The sequence below is a fragment of the Colwellia sp. M166 genome (genome assembly GCF_024585285.1).
Taxonomy (GTDB): domain Bacteria; phylum Pseudomonadota; class Gammaproteobacteria; order Enterobacterales; family Alteromonadaceae; genus Cognaticolwellia.
In genome coordinates this window covers 2,109,701-2,129,756 of sequence record NZ_CP040755.1, presented here as the reverse complement: position 1 = coordinate 2,129,756, position 20,056 = coordinate 2,109,701, and the positions used below count along the sequence as shown (strand labels likewise).

Here is a 20,056-nt window from a genome sequence, read left to right as displayed (position 1 = left end):
AATAATTTATTGCTCCAATGCTTCTAATGTATAACCTTGTGTTTGCCATTTTGGAATTAAAATATCTAAGGCTTCGATACAACGAGGAACATCGTCATGAAAAAGTAAAATATCTCTTGGGTTCATAGGGTTAATTACAAAACGTTTAATAATGACATCTGATTTTTCTTTCATAAAATCCATAGAGTCACAACTCCAATGGATGGTGGGTATTTTTAACCGGGAGAGTTGATAGAGTAACCTCATGTCCCATCGGCCCTGTGGGGCGCGGAACATTTTACAGTCTTCATTGACAATATTTTTAATTAAAATATTGGTATCAACCACTTCCTTAATTTTTTGTTTCATCGTGCTTTTATGAAAGGGGAGGTGAGTAAAAGTATGGTTTGCTAATGCGTGGCCTTTTTGATGAATAAGCGTGAGCACTTCAGAATGTACCTTAGCGCACTCTCTAACAATGAAAAAAGTTGCTTTAACTTGATATTTGCCTAGAAGCTCTAGTAGGGGCGTCGTTACTTCAGGTACAGGGCCATCATCAAAGGTTAGATAAAGCGACTTCGATGAGCGGCCTTTATCAATCAAAAAGAGGCGATTAGGTATTAGTTTAGACCCTACGAAATATTTGAGCTTTTGTAACATTAAATCTACCGTTCCATTTTAATGAAAGTCCACTAGGGTACAGTGTAACAGAAAAATTATTATCACCAATATCAATTCACTAGCACTTCGTCTGTTTCTAATAAGTGTAAAAGGCTCTGTTTATTTTTTTTCCATGAAAACTGGCTGCTATGCCTTTTTATATCATTTCTAGACCAGTTTTTATTTAGTACTAATTGCAAGCCCCTTGCGACTGCATGTGACTGCTTGGCTTCAACCAAATGTCCACAAACTTTCTGGTCAATAACTTCTGGAATACCACCCACCCATGTAGCAAGTACTGGCGTTCCACAAGCCATCGCTTCTAGTAGCACATTAGGTACACCTTCATTGTAGCTAGGCAAAGCTACTAATCTCGCATTGACCATTAATTGTGGTAGGTCTCGATGGTTTATCGTGCCTAACATGCTAACTTTATTGCTGATATTTAACTGTTCAGCTTGTTTTAACAAAACACTTTTATTAACGCCTGGACCTGCATAGACTAACGTTAGGTCTGGATATAAATGACAAATTTCAGCGAAACCATTAAGTAACTCAAATATACCTTTTTCTTTTTTCAGGTTACCAACAAATAAAATATATGGGGTGGTTACCGGTGTTACTTTAATGGAACCAAATACTTGATGATTAACGCCGTTATAAATCACGTTGATTTTACTGCTTTCAATGCCCATAGCTATCATTTTTTCTTTCAAGGCATTAGAAACTGAAACAATAGCATTTGCGTGTTTAGCGGCTGCAACAATTTGTTTTGCTCTAGGTTTTATATTGCCATGCAAATTAATATCGTTGCCATGCACTTTAAAATAAAACTTTGTTTGATATATTCTACTTAGCCAGCTAACCGCAATAGCTTCAGGGAATGCCCAACTTGCAAATAAAATATGATTTTTTTTACGTTTTAGCCACAATCCAGAATGTATTAAAATAGAAAGAAACAAGAATATACTATAAAAACGTCTACCGATTTTTGGGGTATAAAAATAAGGCACATATCGAATGTTTTCTGTTTGCTTAAATAATTTTCTATTTTTAAACCAATCACCAAAAGCCACGGGAATTAGCATATTGCGTTGATACACATCATCGAGTTGTTCAAATTGTTGTTTGTTAAATGTGGCTCTATTTGGCTCCCACGGTAACGGATACAAATTGGTGATAATAGTTAAGTTATCTTTTTTAGACTTCACAAATAGTTACTCTATGCTTACCACTTACAGTTAGGGCTATTTCATTAACAATGGAAAAGTTTATAGCAAGCTCTCCTTGGGTATATTTGTTGATTTCGGAGGTGATTTTTTCTCGACTTAGTATGTCTAAGGGCGTATTTTCAATAATTAATATGTCGAGAGAGTCTAATGTTGTTTGTTTTACTTGAAAACGTTGTATACAGGTAAACTCTTTAAATAAATGAGGGAACAACTCGCCTGGAATTATTTTTCCTGAAGGTGTTTTTATAATGTCTAGTTTGCGTCCATCGACGCTTTTCATGATTGGCAATGGATTACCACAGCTACAAGCGGTCTCAATAAGCGTTGCTCTATCGCCGTTTAAGTAGCGAATAAGTGGCATGCCGTAATTATACAAATCAGTAATGGCTAAATCACCTGAGAGTCCTTTTACCGATTGTCCTTGTTCATTGACCGTTTCAATCACTAGGTGATCGCTGTTAATGTGAAGATTGTTATTTTTTCTACATTCAGCAGACATCAGCATAAACTCACGGCAACCAAAGGTATCATTTACTTGGCAATTAAATGCTTGTTGGATAGTTTCGCGTTGATGTGGATATAAAGGTTCAGCGCCGGTCAAAATAGTTTTTGGCTGATATACTGCAATCTTATGTTCTATTATAAAATTTGCTAACTCATACAGTGGGTTGACATAAGAGACTATCGCCGAGGGTTTATATCGGTAGATTTGATCAATATATTCCATCATATTGTTTTTATTCATCGCAAAAGAATTAAGCATCTTGCGATTATAAAAAGCATGATAAAGGTCGTTTTTTATAGCTTTTAAAAAAGTTTTTTCACCAATGTCAGCCCCCCACAAGTAAAGTGTTTTTTCGCCAAGGCCAGCACCTAGCCAACCATAACCTCGCCACATTATAGCTTCACGCCTAGTGTTACTTTCAAGGTTGTATTCAAAATGAAAGGGTTGTCCTGTTGAACCACCTGTCGACTTTCGAATATTGTTACTGTATTTACTAGAAACAAACTCTGCGTAATGCTGCTGGATATCCAACTTTGTAATTAAAGGTAAGGTGCTAAAATCAGTTAGGTTTTTTATATCTCGAATATCGGTTACACCAACCTCTTGCCATGCCTTACGATAAAAAGACGTGGTATTGTAAGCGTGGGAGAGTAATAAGGATAATTCTTGCCATTGATGTGCGGCAAGTTGTTCAGCGTTCCATTGCAAATGACTTTCATATTCATTCAGATGCCGTAATAACTCCTTTTTATTTAACATTTCATAAAAAGGCATTAAGTAATTGCGTAATATCTTCGAGTACATATTTCTTTTCCTGGTCGACCTTGGAAGCAGTGTTTGTCGTAGTGTTGAAATCTGCTTCGCTTGATTGCAATTTTTCAGTGTAATCAGAATTAAAAGAGTTGCCGCTTTGTGTTAAAAATAATGCATCAAGTAAAAATAACCCTGCTCATTGAGATGATCTTCATCTTTAATAATGAGGGGCGCATGATAAAAGAAAACACTATGATAGTTATCAAAAGAATAAATAAGAAAGCGAGCATTTATCACTTGATACTACGCCCTAAAAACCAAACCAAACCATACTATATTTTTCACGCTGTAACGCAGAATAAATAATGGCGGTATTTAAGAAGCCTAGTACAACAAAAAAACACATGAATTGTTCTTAAACCACCTATAATTCAAAACTCGTTAAGTCTACTATATTCAATGCACAGTGATTCATATTAGTTATATATTACTGTTTAATTTCAACAATACATTGACTATGCCATAATGTCATCATAAATAAATTTTTCAATAATTCATCATTAATCTAAAATTTAATAAGCTAAATCTAAGGCCCTTTATGTTTAAAAAACTGTTTTCAAGCTCCCTATTTAGATTTATTGAGAATATCATAACAGTAGCGATATCATTACTGCTAACCCCGTTTTTGATTACAACATTAGGCACTGAAAACTATGGTTTATGGTTGCTAATTTTATCAATGTTAGGGTGGTTTAATATTATAAATTTAGGCTTTCCTGCTGCTGTTCAACGTCATATAACTTGGGCATTGGAAAGTAAAAGCGACAAAAATTTAAACCGAATATTTTCAACGAGTGTTTTACTTTTTTCTGTCTTGGGTGCTATAGCGGTTGTTGGGCTATTTTCATTGGCTACAAACCCTTTAGTTTTTGGGATGACCAGTGCCAACGCTGAAGTTTTTACATTATCGCTAAGCTTACTTTGCATTAAAGTTTTGTGGGATTTTGTAATGTGCAGCTTCAATGGATTTTTTTCATGTTTACTTAGGTATGATATTGACGCGAATATTTCTTCTTTTAACGCAATTATTAAAGCAATTCTTGTCTACTTTTTACTCTTGGAACTCAATATATATGGTGCTGTTATAGCGACTTTAGCAGCCGATTTAATAAGTAACGTGTTAAAGATTATTTGTATAAAACGCTTGTTGCCTTCACTCAATTTTAGTGTGAAACATGCTTCATTGACGGAGTTTAAAGAGTTATTTCATTTTTCGAAACATGTTATAGCAACTGGCGTGGCTAAGACAATTAATAATAGAGTTGATCCCATTCTTGTAACTAAGTTATTTGAATTGTCCTTAGTGCCTATTTTTGGTATTGCAAGTCGATTAGCAGCACTTGTTGAAGGATTCACTATGTCAGTAAGCGGTGTTTTTCTGCCGATGTTTAATAAAATGGCTGCTAATAATAAAAATATGGAACACACTTTTTTAAAAGTAACCACGATAAATATTTTAGTATACTCTTGTCTATACTCAATACTCTTTGCATTCAGTGCGGCTTTTGTACAATTATGGGTAGGCCAAGAGTTTTTAAAATCTATCCCGATTTTAAATGTGCTTATTTTTTCATGTTTATGCCGTGCTGTTTTTCAATCAATTAGAGATTTACTCTTTGCACAAGCAAATCATAAATACCTGTCATTTGTGAGTATGTTTGGAGCAATATTTAATGTTGTATTGTCAATTATTTTAGCCAAGCAATACGGACTAATTGGTATTGCAATTTCAACAAGTATTAGTTTTCTTTTGTCAGATGTGTTACTTAGCTTGCTAGTAGTTAAAAAGTATAACGATTTTAACCTAAAACCTGTTGTTCTGCAGTTTATAACGGCGTTGATTCTTACTTATAGTATTGGTTTTTTTGGTCAGTACATGATCGAAAAATACGTCGCCATTACTTGGGTTAATTTACTGTTATTAGGGGTTATATTTACGCCTTTAATTATCACTATTAATATGTTTATTTTTGTCGATAAAGAAGATATTAAGTTCTTGTATGGTAAGTTAAGGTTGAAGCTGATTAAGTAATAAATCATTAGAAGATTAAGTAAGGGAAATGCTTAAATATCAGCATTAATTATCTAATGCTTTTTCATAACTCATCAGTACTTAAATATAAATACTTCCAACCGGCTATTAAGGCTGCAGAAGCTTATAAATACTGAAACCAAAGGTTACTTCATGCCATACTTAAGCATTCAATACGCCAAGAGAGTATATAAATAGAATATAGCTTGGAGAGCAAGTATTTATAGTAAATCATAGTTTCTTTATTTGGGGTTCTCGATATTATTGATGAATAATTCTTGCGGGATTACCTACGACGGCTGTATTGTCAGGGGGAGGCTTTTACGACTACAGCACCTGCACCAATCGTTACATTATTTCCAATCCTTTACACTACCTAAAACAATGGCCCATGAGGATGTCTTCACGTTATCTCCGATGCAAGGTACACCTAAGTCTTCGCTATTTTCACCTTTACTATTGTAGTGATATAGGAATAAACTTTACCATAAGTTGCTTTTTTATATATCACTATTGTTCCAAAGTGAGGTAAAAATAGCCCTCCCCCAATTTTCGTTCCCCTGGGGATCTGTACACCTGAAATAATTCGAGAAATTTTATAGATTGGAACATGTGCTACCCATTTATTATACGTTTGTTTATGAGAACTTTATCTCGGAATGAAATAGAATACCGGCATTGGAGAACCCACACTTTTTAATGCAATTGATTGATGCTTTATTATTCGTCTAGGAAGGTTCAATATATAAATTTTTGATTGAAGTTTTGACTGTGCGACAAAGCTAGATAATATTTTTTCATACTAGGGTAGAGTTGCTTACTTCTGTATTCGGCAAACGTTAAAGAGCCATGTATAACCCAATAGGTCGTTGTTACATGTGAGGTTGATTCTGTTATTTTAGATAGCCACGCTATACTTGCCGTACATTCCCCGATACTAGCGATAGCAATAATCTGGCCTGCTTCACGCTTAGAATTCATTTTCTCTATGTATTTAGAGCCGTATTTTTCTTCAATTTGTACTAATAAATTTTTTGGCAAGCTCTCGTCATGCATGAAAAGGCTGATACGTTTGTCATTGACTACTTTGTCCGTTTTATTACTCACAAATAATAGTACAATTTCTACACCTAATTTTTCTAATAATACTGTGCAGGCGAAATAAGCGACTGTAGACATGAAGCCTTGATTTCTGACTCGGGTAATTATTTTTTTAGCATGATTTATATTATAGTTCGCTTCACTAGTGTTTTTTCCATATCTGATCAGCACTTAAATATAAGTATTTCCAACCTGCTATCAAGGCTGCTAAATTAAGACTACAAAAACTTATGCATACTGAAGCCAAAGGTAACTTCAGGCCATACTTAATCATGCAATACGCCAAGATAGTATATGAATAGAAGATAGCTTGGAGAGCAAATATTTGTTGGTAGATAAAGCCATTTAATAATAAGCTAGTTGCTAGCATTGCTAGCAAGCTATAAGGCATTATTAATCGTAAAACTTTATGTGAAAAAAATTGAAAGAATAAAGGATTACGTAGAGGTGACATTAACCAAGGTAACTTAGATATTAACTGAAAGTTACCAGCCAATGTGCGGACCTTTCGGTGGAACTCCTCTGCGGTTGAAGACGAGCTAGTATCAATTGCTATGGCTAAAGGTTCAAATTTTATTTTGTAACCTTTATCTACAATGGCCATCGGAATGAACATATCATCTAACAATATATCTAACGGAATATCTGGGATCAGAGAGCGTTTTGCCATATAAATTGCACCGGTTACGCCAAGCATAGAATGGAGTTCGCTTTCTTTTTCTCGAATCCACTTTTCATACTTCCAATATAACCCTGGATCACTTTCATTATTATCGCTATCTGTTTCGATTTTCAAATTCCCAGAAACAGCACCAATATTAGCCCCGTCAATTAAAAAGTGTTTTACCATATTTTTTAAAGCGTGAGTGCAGAATGTTTGTCTAATATCCGCAAATGCAATTAAGTCGGTTGTTGCTTGTGATAATGCAATAGCTAGAGCATTAGATTTTCCCTTATTTTTTTCATACTCTATAAAAGTCAAATTAGGGTGGTTTAATGCGTTAATTATTGCTGCTGGATTATCTGTTGAACCATCAGAAATTACGATAATATGGATTTTATCTTGTGGGTAGTCACTTTTTTTTAAGTTATCTATTCTTGCTTTTAATTGGTTAGCACCATTATATATACATAGAATAATTGAAAGGGCTGGTAATTCTGCATCTTTTAATTCAGGCAGTTTTGTACGCGACTTTCTAAATGTTAGCACTTTAAGTATTAAAGGATACCCTACAAAGGTATATGCTAATATGAACGCACAAGACCAAAAAATTATATCCATGTATATTTAAACCTATTTTATTTAATGCATGATATTTTACATAAATAAAAGTATAAGTAATACAGCCTTGAGCAAAATAGTCTATGAAGTTAAAATAGTTTTTTTGTGCGCTTGAATTTACTTAAGGGACTTATGTATGAAGTTCGTATTAATTTGCCATGATGACGAGCCCTTGACAAATGAAGGGATGGCAAGATGGTTAGCGTCATTTTCAGAGTTAGCTGGCATTGTGATAATCTCTGAAAACTCATCACGGATAACAAAACGTATAAAAATGGAGGTTAAACGTTCAGGCATTCTGGGGTTTGTCGATGTATTAATGTTCAGACTCTATTATAAATTATTCATGGCTAAGCGGGATGTTAAATACAATTTAGAAGCAATAAATGAATTAAGGCTTAAATATCCTGAAATCCCCATAGATACTAAAATACATCAAACACAGTCACCTAATAGTGATGATACAATCGCTTTTTTACAGTCTATTCCACATGATTTCGCTATAGCCCGGTGTAAAAGCATTTTAAAGGAAGATGTCTTTATTCAAGCTGAAATAGGCACTTTTGTTATGCACCCTGGGATTTGTCCAGAATATAGAAATGCTCACGGTTGTTTTTGGGCGATGGTAAATGAAGATTATGACAACATAGGGATGACCCTTTTAAAAGTAGATAAGGGGATAGATACAGGCCCTATATACGGTTACTTCAAAAACGATTTTGATTTACTACAAGAAACACATAATACGATTCAAGCTAAAGTGGTCTTTGATAATTTAGATGCCATTAAAGATAAGTTCATTGAAATTTACCAAGGGTTAGCTGTGCCACTAGGTGTGGAGGGAAGACATTCAGGAACGTGGGGGCAACCATGGTTAAGTAAATATATTCTATGGAAAAATAGTTATGTAAAAGGCCCGAGTAAATGAAAGCAATAACGTTATTGTATCATGATGTAGTAAAAAATAATGATTATCAAAGTTCTGGTTTTCAGAGTAGTGATGCAGATTATTACAAATTAGATGAAAATGAATTTATTGCACAATTAGATGCAATAAAAGCAAAGTATAGCTATAAAGCGGAAGACCTTACACTGCTTCATAAAAATGAACAAAATGATATTGCTTTCTATATTACATTTGATGATGGAGGGAGCAGTTTTTTGACCACTATTGCTAGTTTACTAGAAGCTAGAGGCTGGCTCGGTATTTTCTTTATTTCCACCGACTATATTGGGACACCAGGATTTTTAATAAAAGAAGAAATTGTAGAGTTACGAAAACGCGGTCATGTCATTGGTAGTCATTCTTGCTCTCACCCAAAGCGCATTAGTAGCTGTAGTTATCAAGAACTAATAAATGAGTGGAAAAAAAGTAAAGAAAAACTTGAAATTATTTTAGGTGAAGAAGTTGAAACAGCATCTGTGCCAGGAGGTTTTTTATCTAAAGATATCGAACATTCGGCTGCAGAGGTGGGTTACAAGTCTCTGTTTACTTCAGAACCTCAGAAAACTATTTACGAAATTGATGGTTGTCAGATAGTTGGACGTTATGCTGTTACGCGCGGTACGTCAGCAACACAGGTATTAGCGTTGGCCAGTAAATCTTTAACGATCGCACAAATATGGCAGTACGCTTATTGGAATCTTAAAAAATTCGCAAAAAACAATTTTTCATCATTATACGCTCGATTTCGACTTAGGATGCGTCGATAAAATCTAGCTAATTAAAGAGCAATTTTCAAGGCGAGATAAACCACAATAATGATGGCCCAGCTATAGAATATCGATTTGATGACTAATGCTTTATTAATAAATTGGCTAAGTTCGGGGAGTAGCTTGACAACTCGGTAATGTGACGCGATGGTCATACCCATAAAAATAAAAAGTAAGACAGTGTATGAACGGCTTAGGAAGAAGCCCGTTACCATAAAGCCCGTCATTGAAAAAAACAGGGTTTTATTAATTGCTAATTCATTTCTTTGTTCTTCGGTTAAGTCAACTTTAAACTTTGTATGTTTAATGAATAAAAATCCTGACATGATGGTAAAAACTAAGGCTCCGCCCCAAAGGCAGTAACCTATAAAACCAAGCTCACCAGCAACTAAAACGTAAGAGTTATGTGCAGTTAAGCCGTGATGATCAACAAAGGCGCCTTTACCGATACCTAAGGGATAAGATATTAGCATTTGTATGCCAAAATACCAGGCTTCAAGGCGTCCTCGCGCCGACTCGTCAACATTACTTTGTAAAATAAGTAGTACCATTAAAGCAATTGGTGCAAATAATAGCGCAGCAAAGAATAACTTTTTTCCTGCTTTCATCACTAAGTAGTAAGTGCCTATAAGGGCCACAACACCAAGTGCTGTACCTCTTGAGTGAGTTATATATACGCCATAAAGTACGCAAACAAGTATTATGAGCATCATTGTTTTTGTAAATAATTTTCCTTTTGCATAAAAATATAAAATAAAGGGAATGTTCATGACAAAAAACATTCCTATATCATTAGGATCACTAAAAAAACCAAGATAAGTAATACGCCTAGCGTCAGTGCCTGGAAGGTGGTATGCCTGGGTATTTAAAGCCCAGCCTTGCCATAATGTATCAGTTTGTTGTACATGACCATTGTGTATCATACATAAGCTTGCGACTAAGCAAACGATCATTATCCAGTGTTGGCGTTTAATACTAGAGATGCAGTTGCTGAAGAGAAATAAAGGAATAATGGTAGTAGATAAGTACATATTTGCTTGTGATATCCCCCACATTCCAGAGCCATTAATAAAGCCTGAGAGTATAATAAGAGGGTATAATAAAAACAGCATGATGTGTTGAGGAGCAACATTGAGTGGCCTTTGATTAATGAGTGCCGCGAGAAATGAAATAATAGCGAAATACATTATTATGCTCCATTCAATTGAAGCTAAAAACATTTCATGAGGCCGGATTAACACAGCTGCCGCATAAAGAAATAGAGAAAAAAAGGCAAAGGTAGAGTTTTTATCTTTAACTTCTGGTTGATACCGTGCCATAGGAAATAAGTCCGTTAGATGATTTTTATGGTGTTTGATTTTATTAGTAAGTACTAACTGTTAATTAAATTTCAAGGCTAGTTTTTTTTGCAACCTACACAGCCAGTATTTAAAAAGTTGCCTTTCCTGCCTGACTGTAAACATATCAGCAATTTGATTGCAGCTATAACTATTTTTGTAACTTTGCTGGTGCTCCCCCATCATGAAGTCATAACAATCTAAGGCATTATTTTCAATGCTCCACTGGTGTAAAGAAAAACCTGGTGACAATGAAGCGTAGTTATTTTTCCAGCCACTTTGATAAAAATATAAACAATTATCGCCGATTAAATAATAATTAATTGCCGCTAATTTTCCTTTAATCTTTAAAATGCTTATTTTACATAAGCCTTGTTTTATTAGGTTTTGATGAAAAATATTAAAGTCTGCGCTGGTAAATGCTCCTGATTTATTTTTTAGTCGCCATCTTTGCGTATGAATTTCTTTTAATTTCAGCCAATGGTCTTGCAGTTGATCCGTGTCACACCAGAAAAAATCTGCATTGTTTTCCAATAACAATTTTTTGCACTTGTTCCACTTATATCGATTATTTTTACTAAGTAAAACTTCTTTGGAACATGCGTTATAAATAGCATAGCGAGTACCGGCAACGTTTACTCTAGCTTGAGGTAAGTGTTTACTAATTTTGAGCAGATTAGCTTGCTTGGATATTGCACGCCAAGTGAGGTTGTCATATGTTAACGCTTTAATTTGATTCGCGATTTTTGCATGTATTTCATCATGTTTAATGCTTATTAATATATCTTGATACTCTGAGGCGACTTCTGCATGTTCCACTTCACCTTGCCCTATTGGAAATAGTGCTTTGTAGGTAATGCCGAACGCTTTTTTATTTTGTATATAAAAGGGGGCTAGCACTGATAAAGTGTCATCAGTAGTGCCAATAATAACGCTTAATTGCCAACTTTTTTGCCAGTAGACATTAATCCACTCTAATAACCATTCTGGGGAAGTAAAAAAACCGTCTGGTGAATTTTTAGCAAGTTTTTGCCATTGCGACTTATAAGTGACTAATTCATCAATGCTTTTAATGATTTTCCAAGATATTTTAAGTGTCAAATTATACTTTCCTTGAAAAAATTTGTCAGATATTGAATAGTCTTTATTAAGGGTAAGCGCAGGAGCCTCTTTACTAATTAAATGTTAATATGGGAAAACACTCAATTAGTATTCTGCTATATTTTTTAATAATAACAGCGAGTTTGTAATATTTAAATAGAAAAATAGCTTCCTTCAAAGGAATATAAATAAATGAAAGCGGCTATTGGGTGAAACAATATTCATTATCTTATATATTCTTATGAATATCTCTACTATTATATTTACACATATTAAGTAATTATAAATATAAGAATGACAAAGCAACTTAAAATTATCCATATCGTTAGCAGTTTAAATGTCGGTGGCGCTGAACGCTTTGTGATAGATTTAGGCGAGAAGCAACTTTCCTTAGGAAACGAAGTTGCTATTTTATCATTCAGTTCAAATGACGATCCGTTAGTTGAAATAGCAAAAAGTAAAGCTATAGAAGTTCATAGTATAGAAAGAGCTGCGTCTTTTTTTGGGCAATTGAAAATATTACTTACCTTAAAAAAATTCGATATAATTCATATCCATACCGCTTATGCCTTAAAACCACTGTCAATTGTGATGAAAATTATAGGCGGTAATCGATGTGTTTATACCCGTCATGGTGCTGCACCAAACAACTCTTTGGAGTGGCAAAAAATTCATCAGAATTTTAAACCTTATATCAAAGCCATGTCATTTGTTTCTCAAGAGTCAGCGGAGATTTTTAAATCAAATTATCCTTGGCATGATATTCCAATGAGCGTTGTGGATAACGGTGTGTTATTACCTGATTTAGTTTCAGTCAACCGCGTATCAGAAAATAAACTTCATATTGGTAGTGTGGGCCGACTAGTACCATTAAAACATCAAATATCTCTACTAAAAGCTCTTTCGATATTACCTAAAGAAATTCAGCAATTAATCCAGCTTCATATTTTTGGTGACGGTGAGTGCGATCAGAAACTGCGTGCTTTTGCAAAAGACAATTTGCTTGAAGCTAACATTCGTTTCTATGGAATGGTGACGGAACGTGATCAAATATACCCTACGTTCGATTGTTTAGTTGTTACGTCTGAAACTGAGGGCTTATCCCTCGTTATTATGGAATCTATGGCCTACTGTAAGCCGGTGATCGCAACAAGTGTTGGAGGTAATCCTAAGCTTGTAAAACATAATGAAAATGGTTGGTTGGTAGATTATGACGATCACGAGCAATTAGCTAAATTGCTGTGTCATCTTAGTGAAAACGTGCAACAAGTAACAGCATTTGGATTATCAGCAAGAGAGTATATTACCAAAAATTTTTCTTTAGCAACCGCTGTTAATAAATATGCAGAAATATATCAAAAGTAGTATCAAAGTAATTGCAATTGTTGTCTTTAGCATTAGCTTTTTGGCAAGTGTTGTCGTTTTTAGTTTACCTATCTGGGCAAATTTCGATTCACTTTTAATGCTCGAACACTTAATTATATTTGCGCCTCGTTGGTGGTTAATTTCCTTAATTTTTATATTGTTAACTTTCTGGCAGTTTCTTGGTAAACGTCAGCGTTATATGCTCCCAGTATTGTTTTATATTGCTATTGTTTATTCTGATTTCCAAGTACCTAATGTATTCAATTTCAATAAGGAAGGACATACGAACATTAGAGTTGTTACCGTAAATATGGGTGAAGGCAGTCAATTAATTAAATTGAAGCAAGTGATTAAATACTATCAACCAGATTTACTTTTATTGCAGGAAATAAAATCTAAATCAATTGATGAACTTAATGCTGATTATGAGTTTACAGATTGTGAAGGTAGCCTTTGTTTGCTGAGTAAGTATCCATTCGAGCGCACAGTATCATTAAGTCGAAGTATGCTTAATGGCTTTGGAAATTTTGCAGTGTCGTATTCAGTCGTGATTAATGAGCAAAATATCAACGTATCAAATGTTCACTTTGAAACGCCGAGAGAGGTGCTGCTAGATATTATAAAATTGGGTAGGTTAAATGGTAGAGCAATCGAGAAGGCTGATAATCGAGAGCTAGAAGCTACTATTTTTGGTGAGACAGTAAAAGGAAAAACTAATGTAATTATCGCCGGGGATTTTAATATGCCTGACGATGATCCTATCTATGTAGCGAACTTTTCATGGCTTAGTAATGCAATTAACGAGCGTGGTTTGGGTTTTAACCATACGCAATATATTAATTGGCAGGGAGTTCCCTTTTTAAGCTTTCGTATTGACCATATTTTATACTCTGAAAATATAACAGCGAAGCATGTGAAAATACTTGCATCCCTTGGCGGAGATCACCGACCTGTAATGACGTCATTACAGGTCGGTGAATAATATGATCTGGTTTATTAGGTTCCTATCTCTTATCACAATAGTGCTTTTTTTCGGAAGCACTATCGCAAAAGAAGCTATAACCTTTCAAGTATCTTTAACTAAAGATAAAACACAACTGTTACTGCCGGTGCCTAATCGTTTAATTACAGTTGATGCCACTATTCAATTAACTGAGATGGATACGGATATTACTATTAAATACGAAGTATTTAATAGTTGGCCGGCGTTAGCAGGAAAGAAGTATATTAGATTATTACTGCTTGAAGTTGATCAAAGGCCAGGGGATAACGTTTCACTCACACTCGAATGGGATAATGAAAAATTAAAAGCCAGCGATCATGACTTAGTTGTACAAGAACATTTAAACCTTATTTTTCCGTCGTCAAATTGGTTGGCACAAGCTTTATTATTGCACCCAAAATCGTCGGCTTTAAACTCGGCATGGTATGTTGAGCCATTATCAGCTTATGCTAACTATTTTACAGATCATACAGCTTTGACTAAAAATGGTTACCCAATGAAAAGAGCTTCGCAATGGCTTTATGATAAGCCTCAAGCTATTTATCAGCTTTTTATTATGTCTAATAATAACGATTGGTTAGAAAAAGCTAATTTTTTAACAAAATATTACATTGAGAATATTGATCAAAATGGCCTTTTTAAGCTTATTGATAAAAATGATGTTAAGTACTCGATGCCTAAGGGACTTCTGTACCGATATTTACTTAGTGCTGATGATAAAGCTCGAGAAGCTTTAACAAAGGTATACCTTAATTCTTTAACTTGGGAGCCAGAATACAATCTCGCAAGAGGTTTCTGGACCGAGCGTAACCAAGCAGCAGCACTAAATGCAGCTATTTCTTATTGGGAATTAACTGGTGAGGTTTCTGCGTTGGAGCGCATTAATCAAATCATCGATGCAACCGTAGCAATGACATTTAATCCGGTCAGTGATTGGAATTTAGTCGGTTGTCCACAACACACTTATAAGTCTCATGAAGGGCAAGGAGGTAATTCTGCAACGTGCTCTCCATGGATGATGTCATTGCTTAGTGATGCTTTATGGCGATATTATCGTTTGACTGGAGATACGCGAGCGGCCTCATTAATAGAGGTCTTTGGTGATTTTGTTCTCAACCATGGTATATATTGGGGTAATGAGAAAGTGGACAATATAGTGATACCTAAATACCTGGTTGCATTAGAAAACCCAAGGTATGAAAGTAATGATCAATGGACTGATCATCAACATACTTGTGACGTCGCTGGTTTATTAGGGAAAGCTGCTTATATAAAAAGTGTAAATAAAGTAGATGATTTGTTGTTTACGGAATTATTTTCGGTATTTATTCAACAATGCAAAAAGAGTTTTGAACGTGCTAAATCTAAAAATAGCACTAATACGTGGATTTTTAAGCCTCCTAGAAGATTTAGTTGGACGTTTTCAAGCACTAGTGACCTTCCTTGGCTAGTTGACCTGCTTTTAACCGAAAATAAACAACACAGGTCTAAAGATTAAGCATCACAGCTTGTTTTACATAGTATAAACTTCCAGTGGAGTTTACTTTTTTCGATACTTATTAGCCCTGTCATAAGTCTATTCAGCTTGAACTGTCTTGGTGTTGCTGACCTCTTCAGTGCTATTTCATAGCTAACTTTGACAATAGCGTTTTTACTACCTTGATAAACAAAAAATACTTGCCAATCATCTTCAATATGACTGCTTTTAACTTTCCATTCTTTCGGAATTAATTCATTGCCGAAGAATGTCGCTTTACTATCTAAATCATCTTGATTAAATGAATATATATTATAAGTAGTCATATCATCTGAGTTGTCAGTGACAATATGCTCTACAGAATAATAAAATAAACGTTGAGGTTGTGGCTGCTTTATAGGTGACTGATTTTCTTGTAAGTTATTTATAGTGGGAGAAATCAGTGCTTTTAGTGAAACTGATGAAACTATAAGCGCGAAAATGGTAAAAATTAGTACAGATGGAGCGGCATTATTATTCGTAAAAGAACCTGTTTCTTTTACGGGTAAAGCAGGACTAGCCAGTCGACCACCCCAAGTAAAAAGTAAAATCATAAATGGCACATAAAGATACCAGCCAAAAGTATTATGGTCTTCCATTAAGCTGCTTTCCATATTGGTATATTCACCGATTAAAATAAGTGCGGTGATTCTTATCCAATTAGTCAGTAATGCGCCGAATATTGTGAGAGATAAAAATAAGATGGCTCGTTTAGTGTCTTTTATATTAAGAAAAATAAAAAGTGTACCAATCGCGAGTGAAACAATCATGTATCTTAAACCACTACAACCGTCTGCAATTTCGAATACTCCTGCGGGAATAGTGACAAAGTTACCCTCGACATAGGTTGGTACGCCTGTAAAACTCATAATATAAGTTACAGCCGTTATTGATAAGCTTTGTAATAAAGGGACCAGTAGACCCCAAAATGGTAAGATAAAAACTAAAAAAGCGGCAGGAAATACAATGCTCCAATTGAATTTGTAAAGCATATTAACACTGGTTATACATACGGCTAATAATGCCCCCCAATAACCAATACTTATTTGAGCGTTACTGGTGACAAATAATAAATAGCAACTTATGAGTAAAGAGATGGCGGGAGAAATGGCTAGTGTTTCTCGAAATTGCAATTTTCCACTTAACGATAGCTGGTAATAGAGATAGAGACTAATAAAAGGTACGAGGAAAGCATGAGAGTATGTGCCATCATCAAAGCCATGCCGCCATAAAGTGACCAGAATAGGAGTGTTCAACGCACAAATAGCAGCAAAAAGGACAAATATACCGATAAGGGGCTTGTTGGCTGTTGTTATGTCAAAAAAAGTCGCTTTAGTCATTATTTGTCTTAAATATCTATATTGTAAACGTTAATACTACCGAGAATATCTAATCAGTGATACTTGTTTTTCCTATAGACACATACGGTTTAGCTTACTCATTTGATCTTGCTTTAGGCAAAATAAATGAGAGGATCATAAATATAACATTTATAGGTCCCTTAGCTCGCCAACGTGAGAGTTCACAGGTACGTTGCAAAAAGTTTAATAATGAGAGTAAGCCATTGTGCTTATATAGTGTGTAGCCGTGTTTTTTTAAAATGTCGTTTCGGCCATAAAAGATAAACTGCCATTTTGCAGATTCATTACCATGATTATCTCTTCGCAGCCATGTTAATGCTTCGGGTATAAATTGGATTAGATAATGATTTGTTATCAGCGTTAGAAATAAATCATAATCTTCCACTCTAACTTTTGGGTCAAACCCTCCTACTTTTAGAAAAATACTTCTTCTTATCATGAAGCTAGAGGGCACTACATGTGATTCTATCGCACTATTTTTTAAATCTAATATCTTTGGCTTATTAAGGCATGTCTCAATGATATTCATGTCTTGTGAAAATATATTCACGCCAGTATGGCAACCGGCTAACTCAGGGTTATTTATTAATAAATGTTCTTGTTGTTGATTCTTTTCAGCTTGCCAAATATCGTCAGCATCTAAAAATGCTAGATATTCACCCGTTGAATTTTTAGCGCCTGTATTTCTAGCCTGTGCTATACCAAGGTTGACGTCGTGATCAATAATTGTAACTTTATCGCTAAGTTGTGCTAAAAACTGTCGACTTTTACTTGATGAACCATCATTAACGACAATGATTTCTTTGGGCTGACAAGTTTGTTGTAGAACAGAGTTTATACACTCTTCAATATAATCATCATTATTATAGAAGGGAATAATAACAGAGGTTTTTCTCATTTTGTGCTATCGCTTATTTAATTGCGCTGAATAATACTGGATTTGGCTTACCCATTGCTCAGCTGAAAACGTTTTTAGTGCATAGTCTCTGCCTGAAAAATTCACTGTCTCTATTTCTTTTGATACAAGCTTTTCTATAATCTCTTTTCTGTTTTTTGTACATAAGGTTGTATGAGGTATCACATTATTAAAAACGACATTTAAGCCAAAATACAACGCTTCTATAATCATTCGAGGAAAACCATCGTGTTCGGTAACTCTTAGAAGTATATGGGATTTTTTATAAAGCTCGATCATTGTGTTTTGGTTAACAACGCCTAGGGATTCCGCATTAGGTAAATCAGTTGTTCTTAAAGCGTTATTACCAATGAAAATAAACTTCAACTGCGGTGTTGATTTAGCAATATCGAGCATTAACTCAGCGTTATATAACCACTCTCTACCCTCATTTGTGTATATTAAAACAATTTTTTCTTTCGAAATTAATTCGTCATGAAGTGTCTTTTTAGCATCGAAATATAATGGTGTAGGGGATATCCAATGTTTTGACTTTATGCTTAGAACTTTTAACTCTTCACTTAACCATGTACTGTTAGTTAAGTGTAATTTAATCAGTTTATTTAAAAGAAATATCGAAAGTGTTTTTTTGAAAAATGGTAATTTATTTAAGTTGGAAACATCGGTACCAGTCCAAAACTTGATAATTTTAAAGCCTTTAAGTTTTATTTTTAATGCTGTTTGTATCGCCCTTCGAGTGTTAGTGTTGAAATAGATAACAAGATGTTCATTGGCATTAAATTTTGATAACTCTTTATTAGTTCGACAAACAGAAAAATTATCATAACCTTGGGTTAGTGCCTGCCACTGTTCTATAATTTGATGCTCTCCAAATAATATAATTCCAATACTGCTATTTTTTAAGTTAATCATTTTTAACATTTTCTCGAAGCGAATAAAAAATAATATAGGAATTTTTTAGAAAACCTGTTTATTTAAGTCTTGACATTGTTACAGTTATGTTAATGTATAGGCACTTGTTTTATCGTTGTTCTGGTCAAAATTAAGTATGTTAAATATTGCACATATTCTAAGCAGTTTGCAAGTTGGAGGGGCCGAACGATTTGTAATTGATTTGTGCCGTAGCCAAAAATCACAAGGGCATAATCCAATAATCATTTCTTTAGGGCGTCCGGGAGAGCAACTAGAGTCAGAATGTGATGCTCATGGGATCATATTTTTTAGTACTAATCATTCACCTATATTTAAACTCATTCAAGTAACTTTGCAGATTAGAGCAATGGATATTGTGCATGTTCATAGCCCTTACGCTTTAAAGTTTCTTCAGGTGGTTGCCTTTTGCTTGAAAGGAAAAATCATTTATACCCGACATGGCGCAGCGCCACTTATTGGGAGACTATGGAAGAATCTACACGTGAAGATGCAGCCGTTTATTAGTGCGATAACGTTTGTTTCGACAGAAGGTATGGAGAATTTTCAAAATTTTCACCAATGGACAAAAACGCCATGCTTGGTTATCGATAATGGAGTGTTAATTAAAACCACGGACTTTAAAAGAGCTAGTTCAGAAAAAGTACACATTGGTTCTGTGGGGAGAATGATCCCACTAAAAAATCAATTTTGTTTACTTGAAGCATTAACGAGACTAACTGAAGAAGTACAGAAGAATATAGTCGTCAATTTTTTTGGTGACGGTGAATGTTCGACGACTTTAAAGGATTATCGTGCTAAAAATTTACCAAACATAACTGTTAATTTCCATGGCATGGTAAACGATAGGGAAAATATTTATGCCAATATGGATGTTTTGGTCGTTTGCTCTGAGACTGAAGGTTTATCGATGGTGATCATTGAGGCTATGGCAAATAAAATACCTGTGATTGCGACAAAAGTTGGAGGGAATCCTAAACTTGTTTTAGAGCAACAAACAGGTTGGCTATTCGAATACGATGATAATGCAAAGTTAGCTGAAATTATTGCAAATATTGTAGAAGATAAACATATTCTCGAGCCTCTAGCTGAAGCAGCTTTTAATTATATTAATGCTAATTTCTCGATCGAATCATCAGCTAAGAAATACGCACAAATTTATGAAAATAATTAATGCTTACTGCGCTATCATTTACGCCCGTCATCAGGG

17 protein-coding genes are annotated in these 20,056 nt (G+C 34.6%); 7 read left to right on the top strand and 10 right to left on the bottom strand.

Annotation, left to right across the window (positions count from 1 at the left end):
- Positions 1–6: 6 nt before the first annotated feature.
- From FGD67_RS09650 to FGD67_RS09640, 3 genes are all read right to left on the bottom strand, one after another.
- Positions 7–639 (bottom strand): polysaccharide deacetylase family protein, encoded by a 633-nt coding sequence (locus tag FGD67_RS09650; protein WP_257174813.1) that lies wholly within the window; start codon positions 637–639, stop codon positions 7–9.
- 71 nt (positions 640–710) lie between these two features.
- Positions 711–1,850: a glycosyltransferase gene (locus FGD67_RS09645; RefSeq protein ID WP_257174812.1), complete on the bottom strand. Its 1,140-nt coding sequence runs from the start codon at positions 1,848–1,850 to the stop codon at positions 711–713.
- Entirely contained in the window at positions 1,840–3,180 is a 1,341-nt protein-coding gene (locus FGD67_RS09640; RefSeq protein WP_257174811.1) for a phenylacetate--CoA ligase family protein, read from the bottom strand. Before FGD67_RS09640 ends, FGD67_RS09645 begins: the two co-directional genes overlap by 11 nt.
- A gap of 547 nt (positions 3,181–3,727) precedes the next feature.
- Here FGD67_RS09640 and FGD67_RS09635 point away from each other — a divergent pair.
- Positions 3,728–5,221 (top strand): oligosaccharide flippase family protein, encoded by a 1,494-nt coding sequence (locus FGD67_RS09635; protein ID WP_257174810.1) that lies wholly within the window; start codon positions 3,728–3,730, stop codon positions 5,219–5,221.
- Positions 5,222–5,959: 738 nt separating this feature from the next.
- On the opposite strand, the gene FGD67_RS09630 is transcribed toward FGD67_RS09635, so the two are convergent.
- Both FGD67_RS09630 and FGD67_RS09625 read right to left on the bottom strand, forming a co-directional pair.
- Complete coding sequence (locus FGD67_RS09630; RefSeq protein ID WP_257174809.1) at positions 5,960–6,400, bottom strand: hypothetical protein; 441 nt, start codon at positions 6,398–6,400, stop codon at positions 5,960–5,962.
- Positions 6,401–6,464: 64 nt separating this feature from the next.
- Complete coding sequence (locus tag FGD67_RS09625; protein ID WP_257174808.1) at positions 6,465–7,604, bottom strand: glycosyltransferase; 1,140 nt, start codon at positions 7,602–7,604, stop codon at positions 6,465–6,467.
- Between the two features lie 136 nt (positions 7,605–7,740).
- Here FGD67_RS09625 and FGD67_RS09620 point away from each other — a divergent pair, with 136 nt between their 5' ends.
- Together FGD67_RS09620 and FGD67_RS09615 are read left to right on the top strand one after the other, a co-directional pair.
- Positions 7,741–8,532 (top strand): hypothetical protein, encoded by a 792-nt coding sequence (locus FGD67_RS09620; protein ID WP_257174807.1) that lies wholly within the window; start codon positions 7,741–7,743, stop codon positions 8,530–8,532.
- On the top strand, positions 8,529–9,317 hold the full coding sequence (locus FGD67_RS09615; RefSeq protein ID WP_257174806.1) for a polysaccharide deacetylase family protein: 789 nt from the start codon (positions 8,529–8,531) through the stop codon (positions 9,315–9,317). Before FGD67_RS09620 ends, FGD67_RS09615 begins: the two co-directional genes overlap by 4 nt.
- A gap of 11 nt (positions 9,318–9,328) precedes the next feature.
- Here FGD67_RS09615 and FGD67_RS09610 read toward each other — a convergent pair whose 3' ends face one another.
- The gene (locus FGD67_RS09610) at positions 9,329–10,636 is read right to left on the bottom strand and encodes an O-antigen ligase (RefSeq protein ID WP_257174805.1); all 1,308 of its coding nucleotides are present in this window, start codon (positions 10,634–10,636) and stop codon (positions 9,329–9,331) included.
- 60 nt (positions 10,637–10,696) lie between these two features.
- A complete protein-coding gene (locus FGD67_RS09605; protein WP_257174804.1) occupies positions 10,697–11,755 on the bottom strand; it encodes a GNAT family N-acetyltransferase in 1,059 nt (352 codons plus the stop codon).
- Positions 11,756–12,049: 294 nt separating this feature from the next.
- Here FGD67_RS09605 and FGD67_RS09600 point away from each other — a divergent pair, with 294 nt between their 5' ends.
- Genes FGD67_RS09600 through FGD67_RS09590 form a run of 3 tightly spaced genes read left to right on the top strand, consistent with a single transcriptional unit; the run spans position 12,050 to position 15,621 of the window.
- Positions 12,050–13,120: a glycosyltransferase family 4 protein gene (locus tag FGD67_RS09600; RefSeq protein WP_257174803.1), complete on the top strand. Its 1,071-nt coding sequence runs from the start codon at positions 12,050–12,052 to the stop codon at positions 13,118–13,120.
- A gap of 40 nt (positions 13,121–13,160) precedes the next feature.
- Entirely contained in the window at positions 13,161–14,102 is a 942-nt protein-coding gene (locus FGD67_RS09595) for an endonuclease/exonuclease/phosphatase family protein (RefSeq protein WP_257174802.1), read from the top strand.
- Position 14,103: 1 nt separating this feature from the next.
- Positions 14,104–15,621 carry a hypothetical protein gene (locus FGD67_RS09590; RefSeq protein WP_257174801.1) on the top strand — a complete coding sequence of 506 codons (1,518 nt, stop codon included), beginning with the start codon at positions 14,104–14,106 and terminating at the stop codon, positions 15,619–15,621.
- Here FGD67_RS09590 and xrt read toward each other — a convergent pair.
- The 3 genes from xrt to FGD67_RS09575 form a co-directional block, all read right to left on the bottom strand.
- Entirely contained in the window at positions 15,618–16,979 is a 1,362-nt protein-coding gene (xrt, locus tag FGD67_RS09585) for an exosortase (RefSeq protein ID WP_257174800.1), read from the bottom strand. The genes FGD67_RS09590 and xrt overlap by 4 nt on opposite strands.
- A gap of 94 nt (positions 16,980–17,073) precedes the next feature.
- Positions 17,074–17,898 (bottom strand): glycosyltransferase family 2 protein, encoded by an 825-nt coding sequence (locus FGD67_RS09580; RefSeq protein ID WP_257174799.1) that lies wholly within the window; start codon positions 17,896–17,898, stop codon positions 17,074–17,076.
- Between the two features lie 6 nt (positions 17,899–17,904).
- Positions 17,905–18,828: a hypothetical protein gene (locus FGD67_RS09575; protein ID WP_257174798.1), complete on the bottom strand. Its 924-nt coding sequence runs from the start codon at positions 18,826–18,828 to the stop codon at positions 17,905–17,907.
- 136 nt (positions 18,829–18,964) lie between these two features.
- Between FGD67_RS09575 and FGD67_RS09570 the strand changes: the two genes are divergently transcribed.
- A complete protein-coding gene (locus tag FGD67_RS09570; RefSeq protein WP_257174797.1) occupies positions 18,965–20,020 on the top strand; it encodes a glycosyltransferase family 4 protein in 1,056 nt (351 codons plus the stop codon).
- Positions 20,021–20,056: the final 36 nt, after the last annotated feature.

Excerpts from the sequence above, each read along its gene's own strand:
- FGD67_RS09650 (WP_257174813.1), bottom strand. The coding sequence starts at position 639 with ATGTTACAAAAGCTCAAATATTTCGTAGGGTCTAAACTAATACCTAAT.
- FGD67_RS09640 (WP_257174811.1), bottom strand. The coding sequence starts at position 3,180 with ATGTACTCGAAGATATTACGCAATTACTTAATGCCTTTTTATGAAATG.
- FGD67_RS09635 (WP_257174810.1), top strand. The coding sequence starts at position 3,728 with ATGTTTAAAAAACTGTTTTCAAGCTCCCTATTTAGATTTATTGAGAAT.
- FGD67_RS09630 (WP_257174809.1), bottom strand. The coding sequence starts at position 6,400 with ATGTCTACAGTCGCTTATTTCGCCTGCACAGTATTATTAGAAAAATTA.
- FGD67_RS09625 (WP_257174808.1), bottom strand. The coding sequence starts at position 7,604 with ATGGATATAATTTTTTGGTCTTGTGCGTTCATATTAGCATATACCTTT.
- FGD67_RS09620 (WP_257174807.1), top strand. The coding sequence starts at position 7,741 with ATGAAGTTCGTATTAATTTGCCATGATGACGAGCCCTTGACAAATGAA.
- FGD67_RS09615 (WP_257174806.1), top strand. The coding sequence starts at position 8,529 with ATGAAAGCAATAACGTTATTGTATCATGATGTAGTAAAAAATAATGAT.
- FGD67_RS09610 (WP_257174805.1), bottom strand. The coding sequence starts at position 10,636 with ATGGCACGGTATCAACCAGAAGTTAAAGATAAAAACTCTACCTTTGCC.
- FGD67_RS09600 (WP_257174803.1), top strand. The coding sequence starts at position 12,050 with ATGACAAAGCAACTTAAAATTATCCATATCGTTAGCAGTTTAAATGTC.
- FGD67_RS09590 (WP_257174801.1), top strand. The coding sequence starts at position 14,104 with ATGATCTGGTTTATTAGGTTCCTATCTCTTATCACAATAGTGCTTTTT.
- xrt (WP_257174800.1), bottom strand. The coding sequence starts at position 16,979 with ATGACTAAAGCGACTTTTTTTGACATAACAACAGCCAACAAGCCCCTT.
- FGD67_RS09580 (WP_257174799.1), bottom strand. The coding sequence starts at position 17,898 with ATGAGAAAAACCTCTGTTATTATTCCCTTCTATAATAATGATGATTAT.
- FGD67_RS09575 (WP_257174798.1), bottom strand. The coding sequence starts at position 18,828 with ATGATTAACTTAAAAAATAGCAGTATTGGAATTATATTATTTGGAGAG.
- FGD67_RS09570 (WP_257174797.1), top strand. The coding sequence starts at position 18,965 with ATGTTAAATATTGCACATATTCTAAGCAGTTTGCAAGTTGGAGGGGCC.